This window comes from Paenibacillus sp. FSL L8-0340, assembly GCF_038593145.1.
GTDB lineage: Bacteria > Bacillota > Bacilli > Paenibacillales > Paenibacillaceae > Paenibacillus_AQ.
On sequence record NZ_CP151967.1, the window covers coordinates 1,402,018 to 1,424,553 of the forward strand.

24 protein-coding genes are annotated in these 22,536 nt (G+C 51.3%); 22 read left to right on the plus strand and 2 right to left on the minus strand.

Features of this window, described 5'->3' with window-relative positions; genetic code table 11:
- Positions 1 to 205 precede the first annotated feature (205 nt).
- The 10 genes from NST07_RS06440 (at position 206) to NST07_RS06485 (ending at position 10,843) form a co-directional block, all read left to right on the plus strand.
- On the plus strand, positions 206 to 1,378 hold the full coding sequence (locus NST07_RS06440; RefSeq protein WP_342481244.1) for a hypothetical protein: 1,173 nt from the start codon (positions 206 to 208) through the stop codon (positions 1,376 to 1,378).
- Positions 1,371 to 2,636 carry a CpaF family protein gene (locus NST07_RS06445; protein ID WP_342481245.1) on the plus strand — a complete coding sequence of 422 codons (1,266 nt, stop codon included), beginning with the start codon at positions 1,371 to 1,373 and terminating at the stop codon, positions 2,634 to 2,636. The genes NST07_RS06440 and NST07_RS06445 overlap by 8 nt, the downstream gene beginning before the upstream one ends.
- Positions 2,637 to 2,740: 104 nt before the next feature.
- Positions 2,741 to 3,481 carry a type II secretion system F family protein gene (locus tag NST07_RS06450; RefSeq protein WP_341097577.1) on the plus strand — a complete coding sequence of 247 codons (741 nt, stop codon included), beginning with the start codon at positions 2,741 to 2,743 and terminating at the stop codon, positions 3,479 to 3,481.
- A 13-nt stretch (positions 3,482 to 3,494) separates the two neighbouring features.
- A complete protein-coding gene (locus tag NST07_RS06455) occupies positions 3,495 to 4,367 on the plus strand; it encodes a type II secretion system F family protein (protein ID WP_341377565.1) in 873 nt (290 codons plus the stop codon).
- Between the two features lie 13 nt (positions 4,368 to 4,380).
- Positions 4,381 to 4,572, plus strand: a complete 192-nt coding sequence (locus NST07_RS06460) for a Flp1 family type IVb pilin (protein ID WP_038587051.1) — start codon at positions 4,381 to 4,383, stop codon at positions 4,570 to 4,572.
- Positions 4,569 to 5,231 carry a TadE family protein gene (locus NST07_RS06465; RefSeq protein WP_341090435.1) on the plus strand — a complete coding sequence of 221 codons (663 nt, stop codon included), beginning with the start codon at positions 4,569 to 4,571 and terminating at the stop codon, positions 5,229 to 5,231. Before NST07_RS06460 ends, NST07_RS06465 begins: the two co-directional genes overlap by 4 nt.
- Before the next feature lie 72 nt (positions 5,232 to 5,303).
- The gene (locus NST07_RS06470) at positions 5,304 to 7,559 is read left to right on the plus strand and encodes a hypothetical protein (RefSeq protein WP_342481246.1); all 2,256 of its coding nucleotides are present in this window, start codon (positions 5,304 to 5,306) and stop codon (positions 7,557 to 7,559) included.
- A gap of 14 nt (positions 7,560 to 7,573) precedes the next feature.
- On the plus strand, positions 7,574 to 8,632 hold the full coding sequence (locus NST07_RS06475; protein ID WP_341090438.1) for a TadE/TadG family type IV pilus assembly protein: 1,059 nt from the start codon (positions 7,574 to 7,576) through the stop codon (positions 8,630 to 8,632).
- 25 nt (positions 8,633 to 8,657) lie between these two features.
- The gene (locus NST07_RS06480; RefSeq protein ID WP_341090439.1) at positions 8,658 to 9,170 is read left to right on the plus strand and encodes an A24 family peptidase; all 513 of its coding nucleotides are present in this window, start codon (positions 8,658 to 8,660) and stop codon (positions 9,168 to 9,170) included.
- A gap of 17 nt (positions 9,171 to 9,187) precedes the next feature.
- Positions 9,188 to 10,843: a DUF6382 domain-containing protein gene (locus NST07_RS06485; RefSeq protein ID WP_341090441.1), complete on the plus strand. Its 1,656-nt coding sequence runs from the start codon at positions 9,188 to 9,190 to the stop codon at positions 10,841 to 10,843.
- A 35-nt stretch (positions 10,844 to 10,878) separates the two neighbouring features.
- Here the strand turns inward: NST07_RS06485 and NST07_RS06490 are convergent, their stop codons facing one another.
- Positions 10,879 to 11,781 carry a TIGR01777 family oxidoreductase gene (locus NST07_RS06490; protein ID WP_341090444.1) on the minus strand — a complete coding sequence of 301 codons (903 nt, stop codon included), beginning with the start codon at positions 11,779 to 11,781 and terminating at the stop codon, positions 10,879 to 10,881.
- A gap of 72 nt (positions 11,782 to 11,853) precedes the next feature.
- Positions 11,854 to 12,318, minus strand: a complete 465-nt coding sequence (locus NST07_RS06495) for a DUF2621 domain-containing protein (RefSeq protein ID WP_341097578.1) — start codon at positions 12,316 to 12,318, stop codon at positions 11,854 to 11,856.
- A 170-nt stretch (positions 12,319 to 12,488) separates the two neighbouring features.
- On the opposite strand from NST07_RS06495, the gene NST07_RS06500 reads away from it, so the two are divergent.
- The 12 genes from NST07_RS06500 to NST07_RS06555 all read left to right on the plus strand — a co-directional run bounded on the left by NST07_RS06500 (position 12,489) and on the right by NST07_RS06555 (position 22,535).
- A complete protein-coding gene (locus NST07_RS06500; protein WP_341090446.1) occupies positions 12,489 to 13,616 on the plus strand; it encodes a deoxyribonuclease IV in 1,128 nt (375 codons plus the stop codon).
- 47 nt (positions 13,617 to 13,663) lie between these two features.
- Positions 13,664 to 14,560 (plus strand): formyltetrahydrofolate deformylase, encoded by an 897-nt coding sequence (purU, locus tag NST07_RS06505; RefSeq protein WP_341090448.1) that lies wholly within the window; start codon positions 13,664 to 13,666, stop codon positions 14,558 to 14,560.
- A gap of 298 nt (positions 14,561 to 14,858) precedes the next feature.
- Positions 14,859 to 15,650, plus strand: coding sequence for a hypothetical protein (locus NST07_RS06510; RefSeq protein WP_342481247.1), 792 nt, complete (start codon positions 14,859 to 14,861; stop codon positions 15,648 to 15,650).
- Positions 15,651 to 15,667: 17 nt separating this feature from the next.
- Entirely contained in the window at positions 15,668 to 16,732 is a 1,065-nt protein-coding gene (locus tag NST07_RS06515) for a hypothetical protein (protein WP_341377573.1), read from the plus strand.
- Complete coding sequence (locus tag NST07_RS06520) at positions 16,729 to 18,312, plus strand: ATPase, T2SS/T4P/T4SS family (RefSeq protein WP_342481248.1); 1,584 nt, start codon at positions 16,729 to 16,731, stop codon at positions 18,310 to 18,312. Before NST07_RS06515 ends, NST07_RS06520 begins: the two co-directional genes overlap by 4 nt.
- Before the next feature lie 13 nt (positions 18,313 to 18,325).
- The gene (locus tag NST07_RS06525; protein ID WP_341377575.1) at positions 18,326 to 19,375 is read left to right on the plus strand and encodes a hypothetical protein; all 1,050 of its coding nucleotides are present in this window, start codon (positions 18,326 to 18,328) and stop codon (positions 19,373 to 19,375) included.
- A gap of 11 nt (positions 19,376 to 19,386) precedes the next feature.
- Entirely contained in the window at positions 19,387 to 20,256 is an 870-nt protein-coding gene (locus NST07_RS06530) for a hypothetical protein (RefSeq protein ID WP_341377576.1), read from the plus strand.
- Positions 20,257 to 20,315: 59 nt separating this feature from the next.
- Positions 20,316 to 20,525, plus strand: a complete 210-nt coding sequence (locus NST07_RS06535) for a hypothetical protein (protein ID WP_341377577.1) — start codon at positions 20,316 to 20,318, stop codon at positions 20,523 to 20,525.
- Positions 20,526 to 20,531: 6 nt separating this feature from the next.
- The gene (locus NST07_RS06540) at positions 20,532 to 20,675 is read left to right on the plus strand and encodes a hypothetical protein (protein ID WP_156130821.1); all 144 of its coding nucleotides are present in this window, start codon (positions 20,532 to 20,534) and stop codon (positions 20,673 to 20,675) included.
- A gap of 15 nt (positions 20,676 to 20,690) precedes the next feature.
- Positions 20,691 to 21,071 (plus strand): hypothetical protein, encoded by a 381-nt coding sequence (locus tag NST07_RS06545; RefSeq protein WP_342481249.1) that lies wholly within the window; start codon positions 20,691 to 20,693, stop codon positions 21,069 to 21,071.
- A gap of 20 nt (positions 21,072 to 21,091) precedes the next feature.
- Positions 21,092 to 21,589, plus strand: a complete 498-nt coding sequence (locus tag NST07_RS06550) for a hypothetical protein (RefSeq protein ID WP_341090462.1) — start codon at positions 21,092 to 21,094, stop codon at positions 21,587 to 21,589.
- Positions 21,590 to 21,935: 346 nt separating this feature from the next.
- A complete protein-coding gene (locus NST07_RS06555; protein ID WP_342481250.1) occupies positions 21,936 to 22,535 on the plus strand; it encodes a hypothetical protein in 600 nt (199 codons plus the stop codon).
- Position 22,536 lies beyond the last annotated feature (1 nt).

Consider the following 22,536-nt stretch of genomic DNA (forward strand, 5'->3'; position numbering starts at 1 on the left):
CTCAGGATTTAGAGTATAGAAGAGGTATTCGTAAAAAAAGATATTGCCGCTCTACTGCATATATGCTACTATAGCTGTAAATTAAAGGATAGTAACGGAAGCACCGTTCAATAACCGTATACCACGGTTATTGGCGGTGCTTTTTTTGCTGTCTTTTTTGTTGTCTTTTTTGAAAGGTAAGCATTACAGGAAGGAGAGTGATTTCATGGCGGCGAGGATCGTACTGGCAGTTCGTGAGAGTCAATACATTGAGCCGTTGCTGCATTACCTGCATCACAGTGAGTATGGGGAGATGCTGCGGATCACAGCTTTCAGCCGGCTGGATACCTTTATGGAATTCATGAAGGGAGAAGAACTGCCGGACGCCGTTGTAGGCGATCCCATTTTCGTTGAGGCCTGGCTGGTGGAAGGCAGAAATACAGTTCCTTGGGGTGTTCTAAGCGAGGCCGGGAAGTATTCCGGCAGCAATGCAGGGAGTCTGGCCGGGGGCATGGTGATTGAGAAATATCAGTCGCTGCCCTCGCTTCTGGAGTCCATCCTCCGGTTAGGCGATGTGAAACGCATGAGGACAGCTTCGGCTGCCAAGGAGGAGACGCTGCTGCTCGGGATAGTTTCAGCCAGCGGCAGCAGCGGCAAAACAACGATTGCGCTCAATATGGCCAAGCAGCTTGGACTGATCGGACTATCTGTTTTCTATCTAAACCTGGAAAGTGTGGACAGCAGCGGGTTGTTCCTGCGGATGCCCCAGGGGAACGCTTCCGGGCTGGAACTTCTGTTGTACGAGCTTAAGGCAAACGGCAGCGAGGGAAGCAAGGGAAATGCAGGCAAGCCTGAACTTGGGAGATACGCCGTAAGGCATGACAATCTCCGCTGTGACGCCTTCAGGCCGATCGGTAATTTCAAGGAAATGCTGCAGATGACCCGGCAGGATACGTTGGATTTATTGGAGCTGCTGGCCGGCGATGCTGGCTATGATGTTGTGATTGTAGATACAGGCAGCATTGAGGAAGAGCGGGCCCAGGCAGTGCTGCAACGGTGCGGCATTCTGCTATGGGCGCTGAAGAGCGATGAGGCAAGTATGTATAAGACGCTCAGGTGGCTGGAGCATTGCGGAGATCCGCATTCCGGTCTGCCGCCGGAGGTGCCGGGCAAGAGCAGGTTTGTGATGAATTTTGCCGGGGATTCAGCCGCGGGCTGGTCAGGGCGGGAAGAAATCAGAATAGATGGTGCGCTTCCTTTTATCCCTTCCTGGGCACTTCAGCATCATGTGGAGCTCTGCTTGAATTCTCCGCAGTTTACGGCTGGGGTGCAGCAGCTCTGCACCGGTATCATTGAGCCGGCGCTGCCGCGGGTATTCACCGGGAGCTTACATGAATGAAGCCATGTTCAGGAAGCTGCGCAGCGACATACGCGCAGGGCTTGATGTCACTTCGGCTGTCGGAAACCGTGAGCTTAACAGCTATATTGAACGAATCATTCTGGAGATGGACAGCCTGCGTTATTTAACTGCCCAGGAAAAGCATGAACTGGTCAAAAAGCTGTTCGATTCCTTCCGGGGGCTGGATGTGCTGCAGCCGCTGGTGGACAACCCGAATATCACCGAGATTATGATCAATAGTCATGAGGAGATATTTATTGAAGAGGAAGGGCAGATCCGCCGCCTGCCGCTGGCTTTTGAGTCCAGGAGCAGACTGGAGGATATTATCCAGACCGTGGTTTCCGGTGTGAACCGGGTGGTCAACGATTCCACCCCGATTGTGGATGCGCGGCTGAAGGATGGTTCCCGCGTCAATATCGTACTGCCGCCGGTGGCCCTGAAAGGGCCGGCAATGACGATCCGCAAATTTCCGGAAACGCCGATGTCGATGAGCGAGCTGGTGCACCGTGGGGCGCTGAGCGGAGAAGCGGCGGAGCTGCTGCAGATTCTGGTCGCTGCCGGATACAACATCTTTATAAGCGGGGGAACAGGCTCCGGCAAGACCACCTTTCTGAATGCTTTGTCTCAATTTATTCCGCCGCAGGAGCGGGTGATCACGATTGAGGACTCCGCCGAGCTGCAGATTATCACCGTGCCGAATCTGGTCTCGCTGGAGACCCGCAACGCCAATACAGAAGGCCGCGGGGAGATCACGATCCGCGACCTGATCCGTTCCTCCCTGCGGATGCGTCCGAACCGTATCGTGGTCGGCGAGGTGCGGGGGGCCGAGTGTCTGGATATGCTGCAGGCGATGAACACGGGCCACTCTGGGAGCTTATCGACAGGACATTCCAACAGCGCACAGGATATGGTCAGCCGTCTGGAGACGATGGTGCTCAGTGCAGCTGATTTGCCGGTATCAGTGGTCCGCCAGCAAATCGGCTCTGCGATTGATATCTTTGTCCATCTCTCCAGGCTGCGGGACCGCTCGCGGCGGGTGATGGAAATCTCTGAGGTCATCGGGCTGCGGGATGGGGAGGTGGCGCTGAATCCGTTATATGCGTTTCAAGAAACGGGAGAAAGTGAGGGGACAGTGGAGGGAGGCCTTGTTCCTTGCGGGAATCCTCTGCTGCATTCCAGCAAGCTGAAAATGGCCGGAGTACAGAGTTATCCGTTATCGCATTACAGTAGGGGAACTGAGAAGGAGGTGGTCTTCTGATTCATTTGGGGAAGAAGCCGGTCTCTTCGCCGGGCAAGCGGAGGGGGCTCTCCGCAGAGAAGGGCGGGACGTCTGCGGAAGCTGAGACCGGGGGCAATCCGCAACTGCCGGATTATACCGTCTATGTATTGACGCCTTTGTCGAAAATGCTGGCTATACTGGCAGGCGGGCTCCTGCTGTTCGGCATCGGGTACCTGTTCTACCATAACCTGCTGCTGTCTTTGCTGCTTGTGCCGGGGGGAACTTATGCACCGCGGCTGTTGCGTGACTACCTGCGGCAGCGCCGCCGGTCTGCGCTTAACCTGCAATTCAAGCAGACTTTATTTTCGCTCTCTTCTTCGCTGTCCGCAGGACGTTCCGTAGAGAATGCGTTTCGCGAGGCCGTAGAGGATCTGCGGATGCTTGACCCGGAAGGGGGCAGCGATATGATCTTTGAACTGAATATTATATGTGCCCGGATGGAGTATGGCCAGCCTGTGGAAGAAGCGCTGCAGGATTTCAGCAGACGGGCAGGCATGGAGGATGTGGAACGGTTTGCTGACGTATTCTCTGTCTGCAAGCGGACAGGGGGTGACCTTGTGGAGATTGTGCGCCGCACCTCCACAATCATCGGGGAGAAGCTGGATATCCAGCAGGACATTGCCGTCAGCATTGCCCAGAAGAAATTCGAGGCGAAGGCGCTGCTGGCTTCCCCGCTTGCCATGGTGCTGTTCATGAGCCTGACCGCCGGAGATTACATGCAGCCAATGTATACAGGTGCCGGAATTGCAATTTCCACACTGGCGCTGGGCGGGCTGTTTCTGTGTTATCTCTGGACCTCCAAGATTATGGATATCCCGCTGTGAAGGAGGTGAAAGCATGATTTGGCTGTGCGGTTCGGCCGTTCTGATGTTAGGGCTGGGATGGATATTCCTGCGCCTGAAATGCGGCAGCCGTTATGCCGGGCTTCGCGGTCTGCCTATGGATGGACTGCGGCTGCGCGGATTGGGCGAGCCCTTCCTGCTGCTGATTGAGCGGTGGGGAATTGGCAGTCATATTCCTTCGGTGATGTTCCGAATTCAGCGATCCTTGCAGCGCAGTTACGGCATGCGCTACAGCGCAGAACGGACGCTGCTCTTTATGGGTGAAATGTTCAGCTACAGCTGGCTGCTGCTTATCGGTGGAAGCGCGCTGACACTGTTCAGCGGCGAGAAGGCGGGAATTCTCCTGGGGGCTGGTCTGGCAGTTATTCTACCCGCTGCACTGGTCAGTGATCTGCACAAGAAGGTAAGGCTGCGGGAGCAGAATATTATGCTGGAGCTGCCCGAGCTGCTGAATAGTATTGTCCTGCTGGTCGGCGCCGGGGAGAATGTGCAGCGGGCGATTATCCGCTGCGTGGAGAGCCGGAAGGGAGATTACAGCCATCCGCTCTATAAAGAGCTGTCGATTATGACTGGGGAGTGGGAGAGCGGCTACTCCTTTCAGCAGGCGTTTGAGAATTTCAGCAAACGCTGCGCCGTACAGGAGGTATCGCTATTTACAACCACGGTCCTGCTGAATTACCGCAGAGGCGGAGCCGACTTTGTCTTGTCACTGCGCGATCTTTCGCGGATGCTCTGGGAGAAGCGGAAGGCGATCAGCCGGACACGGGGGGAACAGGCTTCCTCGAAGCTGGTGTTCCCGATGGTGGTTATCTTTTTAATTGTAATCATTCTGGTGGGTACACCGGCATTTATGATGATGAAAATGTAGGAGGATGAGACGAATGATGACATTCATAACAGAAGGCGCTAAGAACTTGTGGAAGGACGAGGAAGGGCTGGGCACGCTGGAGATGATCCTGATTATCGCTGTACTGATCGCTGTAGTTTTGGTGTTCCGCAAGGAGATTGTCAAAGTGGTAGAAGACTTGATCAGCACTGCAGGAAGCAAGAGCCAGGAAGTATTCGAATCATGAATCTGCAGGATGACGAAGGCAGCTTTACTATCGAAGCTTCACTTTTGCTGCCTATCATCATGTGTATTACGATGCTGCTGCTATTCTTCTGCCTCTACAGTTACCAGAAGTCGATGCTGCTGCAGGTCGCTTCCGCTGCTACTGAACGTGCGGCCTACAATTGGGACAACAGCCATAAAGAGACGGAAGGATCATTTGTTATTGGCGAGTATGACTCGCTGTATTGGCGGATCGGCGAGGATGGACTGCTAGCTTCTTTATTCGGGCTTAGCGCCGGGAACGGCGGGGCTTCTGTTACGCTGCCGAATGCTGCCGAGGGTACTGGTACCTTGCCTGTAATTAAGCTTCAGCAATCTTCCGGCATAGTTCCTGCAAATTTAAGTGGCCAGATGAATTATGCCTACAGTTTAACCGGCCGGAAGATCAGTGCGGAATTGAAGCAAATGCTGAATCTGCCCGTGCTGGATGAGATGCTGGCGGACGAGGCCAACCCTCAAGTGAAAGCCCAGTCTGTTGTTTCAGAGCCTGTTGAGTTTATCCGAACAGTAGATCTGATGCGTTATTATGGCGCGAAGTTCAAGGGAGGCACGGAGAGTGGCAATACCGGAACAAGGATGGAAAAGAAAGACGCGTCCCAGATGCTGAAGAAGCTGCGCTGATCCCGTTTGTGAACGGTGTGAGTGCTGTGAAGGAGAGTTCGGAACCCAAAAGAGGCCAAGGGAGGGGCGCGGATGAGGAGTAGAAAAGGTACTGCCTGCAGTCCAAGAAAAGCGTTCAATTCGTGGCGAAAGAAAGGAACGGAGGGATCGGTTTCTATTTTCCTGATTATGATACTGGCCTTCGTGTTCCTGTTCACCGCTGTGCTGATAGATTATGCACGGATTGCCGCCGTTAATGTGCAGCAGGAACGTTTGGCGAGAGCCGCAGTCCGTTCGGTAATGTCTTCTTATGATATTCAGCTGCGCGAGAGCTATGGCCTGTTCGCCTTTGGCGGGAGTGACGGCAATCAGCTGCTGTCCGGGGTGCTGAACGACAATCTATACGAGAGCGGGCGGGGGGATGCTTTTAATTTATTGCCCTTAGGACTGGATTCTTCGGTCTTGAATTGGAGTCGCCCTCTTGGAAGCTACGATGTTTTTCAAAGGCAGATTGCTGAGGAGATGAAGTATAAAGCACCGGTTGATTTTGCCCTGGAGCTGGCCGGCAAGTTTAAGCCGCTCTCGGCGGCTATGGGTGAGGCTTCACGCTCAACCCAATTATTCGGCAAGCTGCAGCCCTTGTACGATGAACGCGAGGCTGCACTGGATCTTATGATGGAGCGGCGAAAGCAGGCTGCGGAAAGCGTAAGATCCCTTCAAGAACTGATTATGAATCCGCCGGGAGACCATATTGAGTACCGTTTTCTGGGGGAGATCACTTCTGCGGCTGACATTGCAGCGATGTATGACGACTATGTCGGCAAATACTATGCGGATTTTTACCGTGAAGAGGATGAATATTCCAGATACAGCAGTCAGATCAGCGAGTATTTAAGAGAAACTACGGAGTTTCTTCCGAGGATTCCGTCAGCACTGACTCTTTTTCGTACGGAGCACACCCGTCTTATCGCTGATGCCGGGAATGCGCTGCAAAGAGTCAGGGAGCTGAATGAAGAGATGAGGTACATACTTGAACAGTCCAGAGCTAACGGGGCGGGTAGTGCCGAAGATAGTGCCCGGAATTGGGACATACCGGGAAGTGCCGGTGAACTGAGCACAGAGCCGCTAAAAAAAATGCGGGAGCAGGAGGATTCGCTTATTCTCGCACCGGCAGAGGTCAGCGCCATGGAGCATGACTTAAATGTTCAGGAAACTGCCTCTCAGACAGCGGAGCAGGCAGCTTCCGGGTTGCCGGGCGCATTGAGTGGAGCCACGGGGCTGGATGCAGATTTTGGCAGCATGAATACGGCAGTTTTGAACGCTTTACAGGCCGTCAGCAGTTACCACCAGAACTATGGTGAACATGGAGATATCATTGCTGCTGAAGCTAGGAGGATTGAAGCCCACCGAACTTCGGACAGAGAGCGCAAGCAAATCGAACGGCAGGCAAAAGCCAAGCTGAACGATGCGATGAAGCTGTTGGATCAGATTCGTCAGCTTGGCGACAGCGCCGGAGCAGCACGGGAACGTTATCAGATGCTGAGCCAATATTATCAGGACAACATTCAGCTGAACAGTGGATCGGACCAGGAAGCCTCGAATGCGCAGAACACATCGGATCCTTATGCAGCCGGAAGTTCTTCAATGGCAAAGACAGACGATATTTATGCCGCAATGGGCAGCATTATGGAGGGTGCCAGAGACCGGCTGTTCCGAACAGAATATTCTGCAATGTATTTTCCGCATTTCGATCTTTCAAAGTTGACTCCGGTAGCTTCCGGCTCCGCAGGTGCCGCCGCACTGCCGCTTGCGGACCAGCTTGATCCCCATGCCCAGGAGCTTGAATATATTCTCTACGGCTTCCATAACCCTGCGGGCAATGTGGCGGCAGCGTACGGTGAAATCTTTGCGCTGCGGCTGGCCATCCGTACTATGGAGGGCTTTATTGAAAGTTCGCGTCTCGGCAATCCGCTGGCGATTCTAGCTGCAGCGCTGCTGTACGGAATCGAGCAGGCTGTTCAGGATATGCTGCTGCTATGCAGGGCAGGGGAAATCCCGCTGTCCAAATACATGCCTGCAAAGCTGTCCTACCGTGATTATTTGCGGTTGTTCATGCTCCTGCATGGAGGGGGCGATGTGCAGCTCTCCCGCATGCTCGCTTTGATCCGGCTGAACACCGGAATAAATCCGGCCGAGAAATTCACCTATGCCTCGGCGGAGATTAAGATGGCGATGCCGCTTTGGTTTTTGCCGGGCGTAGTGAAGCTGGTGGACTACAGCGCCGGCCTTCCCGGGGATGTTCAGGGCAGATTGTATTACAGAGGGGTAAAGGCTGATTTTTCATATTAGCGGGAGGTTGCAGAATGAAGCAATGGCGGAGCCAAACCAGACAGCGGGATGAAGGCAGCATGGTTGTTGAGGCGGCTATGGTTCTCCCCATGTTTTTGCTGTTTGTCCTGTTCCTGATTTTTATCGTGCAGATGACCTTGTACTCTACAGCCTTGCAGAGCACAGCTTCTGATACGGTCAAGGTGATATCGGCCCACATGTATCCGGCGGCACTGGCTGCGCAGAAGTGGGGGGGAGAACAAGGAGCAGATAGCGGAACGGCAGGTCAGCCGGCTGCAGCAGGAAGCACTGGTGGAAGCATAGGAAGGGAAGCTGATGCAGCTGCGCAAATCAATGCTGGCGCAGCAGGAGGCACGTCCCCGTTATCATCCGGGACTTGGAGTATCCCGCGCCTGTCGCTTGAGCAATGGAGTGAAAGCTTCGCCGCAGACCTTCCTGAGCCCTTGAACGAGTGGGTTAACGCTGCGATACAGCGGGGTGAAGGCCCGCTTCAGGAGCTTCAGGCTGAGGCGTCGCAGGCGGTGCTGGATCTTGCGCTGAAGCCAATAATGAAGCCTTATCTCTCATCTGACTGGCTGGATTATGAACGGATTCATGTCTCCAATGCCATTATTCCGGAGCTGAAGGAAGGCACACGACCTTATTTTGGTCTCGTTGTCAGCTACGAGCTGCCGATGAAGGTCCCCTTTCTGAACCGGAGCATTGTATTGGAGGCAAGTGCGGTGGAGCGGCTGTGGATTGGCGATACCGGAGAAACAGGGGCAGATGGAGACGGCGGTGCCGGAGAAGAGCAGCATTCCATTGTAGTCCTGGCGAAGCCGAATCCGGGGGTGGCAAATCATCAGGGTAAGATCCGGGTGAAAGTTCCGCCAAATGCTTCGGCAAACTTGTCGATATTTTATAAAAGCGGCCAGAGCACGGCCAAATATCTGGGCTGGAAGCAAGCTGATGAAGGCGGTTATATCGAATGGGAATGGAAAATCGGCGTGAATACAACACCGGGTTCCTGGCCTTTTGTAGTCCGTCTGGATGACGGTACATTCCTGGAGGCGGCATTTACGGTTGTGAAATGAACATGGCGGAAGAAGGATGTTATGTATGACGGAATGGGCATTTTGGGGTTGTCTGCCGTTTCTAACGGCGGCATTAATAACCGATATCCGGTGGATGAGAATACCAAACTGGATTTCAGTCTCTGCTCTGACGACAGGCCTGCTTGTGCAAGGCATAATGAGCGGCTGGCACGGATTGCTGCTTGCTGCCTGCGGTGCGGGGGTTGGATTTACATTGCTGTTGATCCTGTATGTTATAGGCGCTGTCGGCGCTGGAGACGTTAAGCTTTTTGCAGGAATAGGTGCATGGACGGGTGTGCTGTTCACGCTGCAGGTCATGATGTATTCTATTTTATTCGGTGCTGTAATCGGCTGGATGATTGTCTTGAGCAGACGGGAGGCAGGAAGGCGGATTCGCGGTATTGTCAGCAGGACTGCCGGATTTCTGCTGCTGCGTAATCCGAAAATATTAAAGGCTGGGAACGGCAAGGAAATGCTCAGGTTTCCCTTTATGCTGGCTGTAGTTCCGGGGTTCATTTGTACATATCTCTACTTATAGATTGGAGGTGAGGCTTGATGTTCGGATTGATCCGCGATTTTGTGCAGCAGGACGGTATCTCTATGCTGCTCGGCAAGCCGGATGGATTGTCTGCGGGCGAGCTTAATATGGTTCAGGCCCGGATGCTGATGAACAGCGGCATTCCGTACCACCTGCGGCTGCTGCTCAGAGAAATTGATTTGCAGGTAACCTTGGAATATTCCCTGTCCCGCCGCAAAATGCTCAGCCATCTGCTGAAAAGCGACAGGCTCAGCATGAACGATTTTTTCGGGCTGCTGCTGCAAATTGCCCAGGGAATGGAGGAAGGCCGGCTGTACATGTTGCGGGCGGAGCAATATGCGCTGCATGAGGATTACATTTTTGTAGAAGGTCCGCTGAACGGAGGAAGAGTCTACTTGACCTGCATTCCTTTGCAGCAGCCTACAGTAACCACTAGGCCGGGAAAATGTCTGAGGTCTTTGATTATGGTGATGATGGCTTCGGTAACAGAGCTTGCCGGAAGCGGTGTGCAGAGACTGCTGCAATATTGTGGAGGAGAAGATTTTACTCCTGCAGGGTTAAGGGATTTGCTCTCGGAGCTGCTGACCGAGATTAGACCTGTGAATAATACAGAGCTGCCGCCAGAAATTCATATATCCCAGGCAGCAGTGCCGTCAGTTGCAGAGAGACATATTCAGGAGAAGGCAAGTGCACATGAAGCAGGTAAACCATCCGCTTTGCCAAGGCGTTCGGTATATGGGGTAACCGAGAATGCACAACCTGCAGACAATACCCGGCAGTATGAACCTCCATGGAACAATGACTTGCCAAAACTTAAGCGGAAGGACGAGGAGGAGGAGACAAAGCCGGATAAAGCGGGCAGTGAGCATCGTCCTTCTTCCCAGTCCTCTGCTAACAGAACCTATGTTGTACTCGGCGGTGTTTTGGCCGACGCATTGTTATGGAAGTTCCTCTATCTAAATAGTCCCAAGCCGTTATGGCTGGCAGTTTGCGCAATAGCAACGTTAGTATTGGGTGGATTCTGCTGGTTGGTCTGGAGTGAAAGGCTTGTGCTTGGAGGAAGCAAACCAGAAGAGGAAGAAGAGAGCGAAGTAGATGCTGCGGACAAAAGCTGGAGGTCCAAGCGGGAGCTGGAATGGGATTTTGGCAGAAATCCGGTAACTCCAGTCCGTACTGAAGCTCCTGTCAGAGCTAGTCCGCAGCTGTCTACAGCTGCAAATGCTGGTGTTCCTGCGGGCATACAAAGAACTGAAGTGGAGATGGAGGGGCGCAGCAGGATTAAGCCGCCGGTGGCTGTAGCTGCGACGGCACTGCTCTCCCGGGAAAATCTTTCAGAGATGAGGCCGGAGGTAAAGCCGCTATCTGCCTCTCCTTATCTGGAAAGATGCGGTGAGGATGAAAGCGGACCCGCAGAAATCATTGAGCTGAACCGCGCCAGCTTCATTATCGGCCGCTCGCCGGAGGTAGCCCAATATGTAGAGAAATCAGAAGGCGCATCGAGAGTGCATGCTGAAATCTCCAAGAGTGCTGAGGGGTACATCCTGAAGGATCTGGACTCCAGGAACGGCACCTTGTATCAGGGAGAAGCCATGATTCCTTATAAAGAGTACCCGCTGAACGAAGGATCTGTTTTTACCATTGTAAAAGGCTGCTATACGTTTCATTCGCTCTAACCTTGGCAGAAGCAAGCTGATAGCATATCTATAATCTATTCTGATTTCAGCTGTTCCAGAGCCGGCTGCAAGGTCGGATAAGTAAACGTGAAACCATGCTGAATGGCTTTGGCAGGGAGTACGCGCTGGCCTTCCAGCAGAATTTCCGACAGTTCACCTACAGCTGCTTTTAATAAAAACGCGGGAAGCGGGAACCAATGCGGACGATGATATACTTTGCCGATCATTTTGCCGAAAGCCTCATTTGTAACGGGATTCGGGGCAGTCGCGTTGACAGGGCCTTCTACTCCGGGAGTCTGGATGCAGAAATCGATCAGCCGGGACATATCGGCAAGGTGAATCCAGGACAGCCACTGCTTGCCGCTGCCCATTCTGCCGCCAAAGCAGAGAGCATAGGGCAGCTTCATCTTGGGAAATGCACCGCTCTCGTTGCCGAGCACAACTCCGGTCCGCAGTTTCACCAGCCTAACCCCTGTATACGCTTCATCCGCTGCTGCTTCCCAGGTTTTGACAACCTCAGACGGAAAGTCCATTACATGGACCGGTGAGGCTTCGTCAAAAGTGTCGGCCAGCGATGTTCCGTAAATGGCAACAGCGGAGGACTGGATCACCACCGGGGGCTTATGCTGCAGCGCATTCAGCAGCTTGGCGGCTGCGGCAACGGTTTCAAGACGGGACTCCATAATAACTTTCTTTCCGCTTGGACTCCAGCGCTGGCTGAGCGAAGCTCCGGCCAGATTGACCAGTGCATCTGCACCTTCAGCAGAACCCGGATTCTCTGAAAGGCTGTCCCAGGTAAGGTAACTGAGTCCCGGATGTATTATTTGGGTTTTGGGCAGCCTGCGGCCGACGATGATGATTTGATGTCTGGCCTGCAGCCAGTATTCTGTAAGCTCTCTTCCGATAAAGCCGCTGCCGCCGCAAATTACGTATTTCATAAGGCAATCTCCGTTTCAGGACGTCCTGAAGAGACGTTAGTGATATAGCTACAGCAGGAGATAAGCGGATTGTTACTTGATTAAATGCCGGTAAGGTGAGTAGTCTATGCCGTTCTTTTCAAGGAAGGTGATAAGAAACCGGTTATCACGCCGCGGGGTAGCGACAATGTAACCTTTGATACAGTGCTCGCGGGTGACTGCCGGAGCATTGCTCTCCACCGCGATTTTACCGATCTCTGCAGCAATGGAATGTTTGGCAATATCACGGAAAGGTCCGGGCACCGGCTGCACAAGCTGATCCAGGAAAGCCTTCGACTCGTCGCTCCATAGCGGACGGCTGCGCTCCACCCAATAATTCTGCCAGTCCAGCTTGGACTTGCCGTCGGCTTTGGGCAGCACCTTCAAAAATTTGCGGAACATGAAATAGCCGCCGATGCACATGCAGCCCAGCAGCAGAAAAGTCCAGAATGCGATAGAGTTCATAAACCAATTGCTTGGTATTGCGGATAATAAGCTTAAGTCTGATTTAAAAGACATGCATACACCGCCTTTGACAATGATGATTGTCATAATCCTTAATCTCTTCTAAAGTATAGCGTATTTCCACAGTTTTGCGAAGCGAAAGACGTCCGCGGGAGCTTGCCTAGATTTATTTTCCCGATCACGGTAGAATAAGGGTTAATTCGTGAAGGAAAGAGGGAAAAGGCATGCTGAAAATAGGTTCACATGTGTCCTGCGCGGACAAGGGTCTCCTGAGCGCGGCCAATGAAGCAAATGAGTATGGTTCAAGCTCGTTTATGATATATACGGGAGCTCCGCAGAATACACGCCGTAAGCCGATCGAAGCGATGTACCCTGCTGAAGGGAAGCTCGCTATGCAGACTAACGGAGTCGAGGAAATCGTCGTTCACGCTCCATATATTATCAATTTGGGCTCCTACAAGGAAAACACCTATCAATTGGCGGTTGATTTCCTGCAGGAAGAAATCCGCCGTACCCATGCACTTGAGGTCAAGCACATTGTATTGCATCCCGGAGCGTATACCGACAAGGATGCCGGGTACGGCATTCAGCGGATTGCCGATGGCCTGAACGAGGTGCTTGGCGGTACGAACGAGACAGAAGTACACATTGCTCTTGAGACGATGGCCGGCAAAGGAACAGAGATCGGCCGCAGCTTCGAGGAAATTGCCTCGATCATTGACAAGGTCGTACATAATGAGCGGCTGTCTATTTGTCTGGATACCTGTCACATTCATGATGCCGGATACGATATCGTTGGCGATCTTGATGGTGTGCTGCGGAAGTTCGATGAGGTGATTGGCCTGAAACGGCTTGGCGTGGTCCACATTAACGACAGTAAAAATCCGCGCGGAGCGGGAAAAGACCGTCATACCCCGATTGGGTCTGGCTGGATTGGCTTCGAAACGATCAACAATGTGGTTCACCATGAAGCTCTGGCAGGTTTGCCGTTCATTCTGGAGACCCCTTGGATCGGGAAGGACGCCAAGACACTTCGCCCGATGTACGAGGTGGAGATTGCTCTGCTGCGCGGCAATGTGGCTGAACGGTTCGGAGCAGAATTCCTGCAGGAGGTAGAAGAGCTGCATGCTTTCTTTGCCAAGCAGGAGCTCGATTCCCGCAAGTATGTGCTTGATGTGTGGGAGCTGCTGAAGAATGATGCCAAAGCCAAAAAGGCTGATCCGCGTGAACCGCTGGAACGTTTATATGATAATATCGCTTCTGCCGGATTGTTCCCGCAGCTTAGCGAGGAAGCCATCAATCAGCGTTTGATCGCCTGGCTGGCCGGCAGACAAGTTCTCGTGAACGCTTAAGCTAAACTACAGATTGTGCAAGTAGATGAGAGGATGGACAGGGGATTATGGAATTACATGTGAAAAGAGATCATTCATCAGGCGGACAATTTCCAAACCGGGCGCGCATGCTCATTTCTTGTCCCGACGGACCGGGGATTGTTGCGGCTGTATCGCATTTTCTATACCAGCACGGAGCTAATATCGTGCAATCCGATCAATATACAATGGACCCGGATGGCGGAATGTTCTTTATGAGAGTGGAGTTTGACTTGCCAAAGCTGGAAGAACGTCTGGAAGAGGTACGGTCCATCTTCGGAGGGGTCGCCGAGCGGTTCAAGATGGACTGGCAAATTTTCAATGTAAGCCATAAGAAGAAACTGGCGATTTTCGTCTCCAAAGAAGATCATTGTCTGGTAGAGCTGCTCTGGCAGTGGCAGGCAGGCGATCTGGATGCCGATATTGCGCTTGTTGTCAGCAACCATACCGATATGCAGTCGTACGTTGAGTCTTTCGGTATTCCGTTCCATCATATTCCGGTTACGGCGGATACCAAGAAGCAAGCAGAGAAACGCCAGCTGGAAGTCATCGGCGATGATATTGACGTCATCATTCTGGCCCGCTACATGCAGATTATCTCTCCTTCATTTATTGAGCATTACCGGCACCGGATCATCAATATCCACCATTCCTTCCTGCCGGCATTTGTGGGTGGCAAACCCTATGCCCAGGCCTATCAGCGCGGGGTGAAGATCATCGGCGCTACTGCCCACTATGTGACCGAAGAGCTTGACGGAGGTCCGATTATTGAGCAGGATGTGCAGCGGGTCACCCATAGCGATGATGTGAATGAACTGAAACGTATTGGACGCACCATCGAACGGGTTGTTTTGGCCCGTGCGGTCAAATGGCATATTGAGGATAGAATCCTTGTTCATCACAATAAGACCGTAGTATTTAATTAATTGAATTCATCCGGTGAAAGCCAGCTTGTAATATCCCTGCCAATCCTTCCCAATGGGAATTCAAACTGTATTGCTATTGTCATTGACGGCAGCGTTGGCCGGACTTTCACCGGAATTCTTTCTCCAGCCGGGATACTTTATCCCGCAGTTGCCTCAAGATTTGCTACCTCATATGTATAATCTAATAATCTTCTTATTCTCAATCAGGTAAAAAAGCATTTTACCAGCATTTTGGCTACGTATGCCAAAGTGCATTTTGTCATGCGCAAATAACCGTATTTCAAAGGAGGTAAATCGCTTGGGATCACAGCGGGGACATCTGTTAAAACGAAATTATTTCTTCGCCTTTCTTATATTGATCATTGGCTTCGGCGGTCTGCTTGGCTATGATCTCTATTTCAAGCCGTATGTGCTGTCACAGACAGTAGTTAAGGTGAAGGTGGCTGAGGGTGGTTTTTTACCCAAAAATTATGAGCTGAAAGTGGGAGATCTCTACCTGGATTCTGTCCAGACCAAGGATATTCCCTCTGGGGTTATTACGGAAGTCAGGCAGGTGGAACACAAGATAACTAATGTGAATTTGATGGACGGCAGTATCCTGACGGAATCGCTGGTCGATGTCAGTGATTTGGAGCCGCAGCAGGATGAGGGGATTTTCCCTATTCCGAAGGAAGCCATCTTTGCAATCAACGGATCGCTCCGCAGCAGAGACAAGGTGGATATCTATCTGGTGGAAGGGGATCCGCCGGATAAATCCGAAGCAGCCCCTCCTACTGCTGCCAATGCATCCGGAGGTCCGGCGTACTCTGCAGGAGTCATGTCTGATTCATCGGCAAGCAACTCAGGAAATGAGGCCGCCCAGCCGGCTGAGCCTGCCCGTCAGGTTTTCCTCAGCGGTGTCACTGTGAACTATGTCCGTACAGAGGATAACAATGATGTGCTGGATACAGAGAACGGCAACATTAACAACCGCTTTACTTCCACGGGCAAGGTTGCAGCGCCGGAACTGAAGCTGAAGAAAAGCGACGGTGAGCTGCTGGGACAATATTTGGAGCAAGGCAAGAAGCTATGGATTGTACGAGTTGAGTAGAAAGGAGGAAGGCAGTCTTGAAAATTTTCAGTCTCGGTATGGATCAGCTAACCATTAACGAAATCAAGCTTGCCGGGTTCACGGTCATCACACAAAGTGTATTGCCCGAAGTCCAACATGCCGAAGGGCACATGCTGATGGTAACAAGCGATCAGGTGCCTGTTGCAGCCTTAAGCGGACTTCGCCAAGGTTACCCGGGTTCAACTATTTTATATATGTATCTGCAAAAGGGAGTCCGCGGCTATCAGTCTATACATATGTTGTGTGAGAGCCTTGGCATATTCTTCATTCCGCCCCGCTCAACATCATCGGCGGTGGTAGAGAAGCTGCGGTACATTCTGGAGGAGGAACACGAGGAGCGTGGAAATCTGGTCGGCTTTTTTGGATCCGGTCCGGGCATTGGCTGTACAAGTGTGGCCAAGCTGTTCGCCAGGAGGATTGCGGCAGCAGGACTGCGTGTGATTTTGCTCGGTTTGGATTTGTATGATCCAGGCTATGATCCCAAAACGGCCGTAAGTCTGGACAGGCTGCGTCCGCGTATTACCGGCAAGATGCTCCACCCCGAGGATTTCGCAGGGTTGGTTAAGCAGGAGGGATATAGTTATTTGCCAGGCAACTTCGATTACTTAAGCGCACAGGATTATCAGGAGGAGGAGATTGAATATTTGCTCACGGAAGCTAGGGCGAACGCAGACCTGGTGGTTGCCGATTTTGGCTCCATTCCCGAAAGTGCCGCGTGGTACGTAGGAATGCAGAAATCAGTGCTCCGGATGATCGTAACCCATCCCAAACACGAATATCGCCTTCAGCCCCTGATGGAACTGGCCGGACACATGGACCTCTATCCGCAGGACTTCCAGTGGATTATAAACCGCAGCAATGTCGAAGAGCTGACCTCGCCTAAGAATCTGGCGCTGCGGTTCGGCAGTGAGATTTTGCTTGAGCTGCCGTATTATCAGCCTTTTCTGGAATCACTGCCGCTTGGCAAAAAGGAGCTTCAGCAGGTAGACGACAAGGTCCACTCCCTGTTGGTTAGTCTTGGACTGGCGCAGGAAGCCCGAAAGAGAGGGATTTTTCAATGATCGAATACCGGGAAGAGATGTGGCAAACAGAACAGAAGCGGGGCCAGAAGCAAGATCACAGGAAGCCGCAAGGTAACCTTTACCCTCGTCCGTATATGGGGGACAATAGTCCGTCCGGTCTTGAGCCGAATAACCGGCACAGTTATCTGGACTCCCATCGGCCCTTCTCGCTGAAGCAGAGTCTGCTTCGCACCAGCAAGCCGGGCAAGGAGGACTTTTATAGCTTCCTGCAAAAGATGAAAAACGATATGAACGCCGGACTGGAGCGGGAGGATGACAGCTATTTTGAGCTGAATGGAAAGGCGCTGATCGGTGATCCGCAGGCGGTTAGCTTTTTTATGAACGAGATCGAGAAATACTTGCGCAAAACACCGTTCACCGGCAAGCTGCCGGAGGCATACCGGACAGCGGCAGAAGCGCTTTTTCACGAATGGAAGGGCTTTGGGCCAGCCTACCGCTGGTTCACGGACCGGGCGTACAGCGAATCTACCGGGCTGCAGATGATCGGTAAGCAAATTTTTTATAACCACCGCGGGAAATTTGTGCCTTACCCGTATGAAATGCCTTCGCTTGACCGGGTCGAGCAGTTGAAGCGCTCCCTGCTGAAAAGTGATCCCAACAAAAAGCTGAACAAAGACAATCCTTCGGTAGAGTTCAAAATGGATGATCCGCTCTGGCCCGGACGGTTCATCCGGCTCGCGATATGGGTGTCGCCAAGGGTGTGGGACGGCTTTACGACCATCTCGCTGCGCCGCCAGGTTGTGGAGTTTCTAGATCTGGAGGATCAGGCCGGTACGGAATGTATTCCTGCCGAAGCAATTGAACTGATCCGGGCGTTAGCGGGCACGTTCCGCAACACGATTATTGCCGGGGCAGTGGGTTCGGGCAAAACCACTTTTGCCAACACGATTGTCGGGGAGCAGCTGCTCGGTTCCACCTCCTGCATGGGAGTGGTGATGATCGAGAAACATCCGGAGTCGATTTTGCCGTACCAGATTAAAGGTCACCGGATCATTCCGATCCAGGCTGCCAACGAAGAGCTGATGGAAGTTGGGGTGGAGTCGCTGCGGCATGATCCCAATATCCTATATATGACCGAGATGCGCTATAACGAATGGGAGTTTTACCTGTGGAGCGGGGAAAAGGGCTATGACGGCATCACGGGAACCTTTCATACGGTGGATTCGGAGGATATTCCTTATCAGGGCGCTTTTGCCGTGTCCACACGGATCGGAGGCAGTCTGAAGGGACATCTGATCTCCGCGCTGAAGTCCTGTGAGCTGGTGTTTATTCTGGAAAGCGTTCCGGACGGGAAAAAGCGGCTGGCGCGGATTTCTGAGGTTTTTTATGAAGAAGGCAGCAATTCGGTGTTTGCCAATGATCTGATGCGCTGGGAGGATAAGAAATCCGCCTGGAGCTATAATGACAAGCTGACAACAGCCCTGATGACCAAGATGAAAAAGAAAAATGCACAGGCAACACGTCTGCTTCTCCATGAGCTGGGGCATCTGGCCGCTATGAAACCGATGGAAGGACCGCTGAAGGAAAGCCTGAAATCGAGGATTGTGTTGAACGAATGAGGGGGCGGAGAGTGTGGAGCTAATCTTTTATATAATCCGCTTTGCTCTTCATGTGCTGGTTGTCTGGGGCATCTGGCTATTAGTGAAGCCGCTTGTGGATCGGCATTTGCGGGAGTTCGGACAAAAAATAGACTATCGGATGAACCTGAGGGTCAGTCTTTTCGGCAAAAAGGTCAGCGGGATCAAAAAAAGAATGTGGCTGTACCGGCATCTGGATGATCTGCTGTATTTCTCACACCGGAAATATGAGCCTGGCCTCAGTGTCATGCGTTTCTCCATGCGGACGGTCTTTCTGTTCACAGCGGTTTTCTTGTCCGGTCTGTTGACGTTAAAAGAGCTGCCGGGACAGATGAGCTTCAGCAATCCTTTTTTGGAGGGGATCAGCTTCAATGAACGGCTGCCGGTTAAAGGTGCTTGGCGCCTTCCGTTATTTGTGGCAGCAATCTCAGCGAGCGTTCCCTATTTGCGGATGAGATACACCCATGCCCAGAGAAAAGTGCGCGGAAGCTACGATTTGCTTGATGTCATCAAAATTGCTACCAAATTCACGCATTTATCGGTAGATGCTATTTTGTCCAGAACGTCTGATTTCCTGACCGAAGATAATGTGCTGAAGACTCCCCTACGGTTACTGGGTGCGGCATTCGCTAATTACAGTAATGAAAGTGAGCTGAATGAGGAAGCAGCCAGATTCTCCGGGGCGATCGGGACAACCTTCGCTGTAGAATTCGTGTCAGACCTGCTGTATTGCGAGAAGGAAGGCACCCGTTATTTAAAAAGCTCGCTCATGATGCTGAATCAGTCCATGGAGCAGCAGCGGGAGACGATTCTGACGGTAAAAGCCGGGAGCAGGGATGCAATCAGCCTGGGGCTGTACGGCAACCTGATAGTGCTCGTATCCTCTGTCGGAACTTTTATTTACATGCTGAAGCCTGATGTTTATTTTAAGCTGCAGTTTGAAACTTCAGTCGGCATTATTTTTCTGACGATCATTATCTCCGGGCTTTTTATTTCTTTCATCATTAGTACCATTCTCGCCAGACCCAAACTGGACTACCACTAAGGTGATGAACTATGGATAGATTATTGCTATTAATCTCAATACTTGGTGTTGTATATCTCTCGCTGTTGGTCTTTGTGAGCAGCAGCAGCAGGCAGGAACGATATGTTCACCGGTTAGGCGTGAAGTGGAAGGCGCTGGGGGAACGTGTGCAAAATGAGCGGCTGCAGCAATTACTGCATGGCAGCGGCCTCTCGATATCTGCAGGCAAAATCACACTGTTTCGTTATTCGGCGGCATTGATTTATTTAGCTGTTCAGGTGACGGGTGATTTCATCCGCTCAGTTCCCTTTTCCATCTATGATTTGCTGATTGCTTTACTGATTCTGCTCATCACCAGTCCGCTGCGTTATCTGCCGTTTGGCTGGCTGCTCACTTGGCTGCATCAGAAAGCGCTGATTCAAAAAGACGGTGAACTGATCTCCTTCATCCGCCTCTACGAGAACAACCGGCTGCGCAAGCGGGGGTACATGCAGTTTGGTGCCTTCTGTGCAGGAACAGCCAGCCATTTCCAATACATCCGCCAGGATTTATATGAGCTGTCCGAACGGGCAGTCGATGAGGGGAACGAGCGGGCAATCGAATGGTTCTGCGGTGAATTTCCAGACGGTCATGCTTTTATCAACGATATCCGCTCAATCCTGCTGGCCACGGAGGGGATGGATGATGACACGGAAGCGGCGAACTATTTGCGGGAACAAGGCAAGATCATTACCAAAATCTCCAGCGATCAATATCTCAAAAAATGGTCGTTTATCGGCGACGTTTCCACCATTATCAACGTGATCCCGTCGCTTGCCACTTTCCTGATGATCGTCTCGCTGGCCATGCAGTACATCATGCTGATTAAGGGCAATTTTAACGGTGTGGGGATGTTTCAGTGAGGTTTTTGTTATATTCAAGCATCACTATAAAATATACAATTAAAAGGGAGATATTAACAATGAAAAAAGACGCTATTTCTACTGGACTGTTCATCGCTATCGGATTTCTCTGTGTTGCCATTGTAATTGCCATTTTGGTTCCTTTGGTACGTGATGTGGTCTCTAAGGCGGATGATAACAGACCCGATATCCCTGGTGTAACTATGCTTCAACCTGCCCAGCCGGGGCAAATGGCTCTGGGTGATATTTTACCCCATCAAGTGGGCTAAGACGATATGAAAAAAGACTCCATTTCAGTTGCTATGTTTCTGGCTATCGGTTTTGTGATTGCGGGGATCTTTATTGCGGCAGCAACAGACATCATTGGCGGAAGCCAGGACGATATCATTACACATACCAAGCAAGTGGAGCAGTATTAAAAGGGGGCGATAAGTTTGAAGGCAACCGTCCTCCGCGCTTTGTTTATGTGGCTTGTCTTATTCATCATCCTGCAGCCGATCTTTACGTACATCGATTATTTGCTGGACTTGCAGGTCAAAGCCAACACCTCCTATATTACGCAAAAAGCGGCAACAGAGGGCATGGTTACGGCTTCCTTGCGAAGTGAGGTCACTGCGAATCTGAAGGCAGTTGGATTTCCTGAAGCTTCAATTGCAATCACAAGCAGCACGACGAGTGTGCAGGAGCGTAAACAGCGGCTTGATGTGTATGTGACCGCACCGCGGATGAACCTGTTTCCCTATAATTTCTCAGGTATGTCTCAACCAACACGTTATTATGGCCATGGATCGATCATGAGTGAGTATCTTGACTGATTAAGGGATGAATCTAATTTATGGATTATATTATTAAGCTGGCCTTTGTTCTGCTGATTTTTATTTATTCCTGGTTTTTTCAGATCCAGAATCAGGAGTGGGACATGCTGCGCAGTATGCTGAAGGATGCCAACAATATGGCTGTCCACGATGCATCACAGGAACTGAATGAAGCCGCACGGGCACAAGGCCGTCTGATCATCGACCCTGCTGAAGCTTACGCCACCTTCCGGCAGTCGCTTCAGATTAATCTGGGCCTCGATGGCGGCCTCTCCCCCCTGGCAGGCAGCAGGCTCCAGACGCAGGTGAAGATTGTAAAGTTCGACATTGTGGATGAATCGACTGGAGTGAATTTCCCGTTCCTTTACGAAGACAGCGCTCATGGCATCGCCAAATACATACAAGGCCCCTCGGTCATCGCTGTTATTGAGACCAAACATCCGGTGCTGGTCACCAGAGCTAAAGTTCAGGAGGCCATTATTGTACCGGCGGTGCAGGAGTATAAGCTGAATGAGTGATTTTGTCAGATGCAGGATATCTGCTATATCAGTTGAACTAAAGAACTGGCTAGAGACTAAAGCAGGAGGGGGATTTTGGAACTGTAGGAGCGATAGCGAGCGCCTTTGTCTCCGGATTTCAACCGTAAAGAGTGGTACAAATCAAGAAATCCGGAGACAACAGTGTAATCGGTAAGTACAAGATCAACGAACTGTTTTGAGATGATAGATTCGTTGGATAGGGAGGGCCATTTGACAGCTTAACTTGAATAAGACTATTGATGTCTTATCCAGGTCTCCCACAGGTATAGTTATCGATCCTGTAAATAGATGCCTTACTAAATATGAATATAAGGGGAAATTCAAAATGAAAAAGACAATGATTAAAGCAGCTTTAGCAGGATCGATGTTGTTTAGCGGAGTATTGGGGCAGGTTGTGGTTACAAACGCAGCAGCCGCAAAACCGGCAGCTACAGCTGCTCCAGTTGCTCCAGTTGTAAGGGACAACCTTTCAAATTATGGTCTGAAAAAGGATATCGAACTGCCGGTGACTGTGACGGCTGGGGGTTTTAGCTATACGCTGGAGAAGATCATGATCATGGAAACGAAGTCTGCAGCAGCTCAGGCTCTGATAAAGAAATACGGTTATTCAGTAGACAAGAAATATTTCATTTGGACAAAAATGACGATTGCAAATAACAGTAAGGTTGTTGTGCAACAATCTTCAAAGGATATGAGTGATAAATGGCGGTTGATCTTTGAAGACGATGCCTATAAATCCATGCCTTCCCTAAAGGCCGATTTAGTAAATAATAAAGAAGCTTTATGGTCTTGGAAGTTAGCGCCAAGTCAAAAACTCTCAACCTATCAGGCATATAGTTATGATGGTTCTTTTGATGTATTCCTTATTACTGTAGACAACAAAAAGAATAGTGAATTTAAGTATGTAGTTCCACAGGTGAAATAAA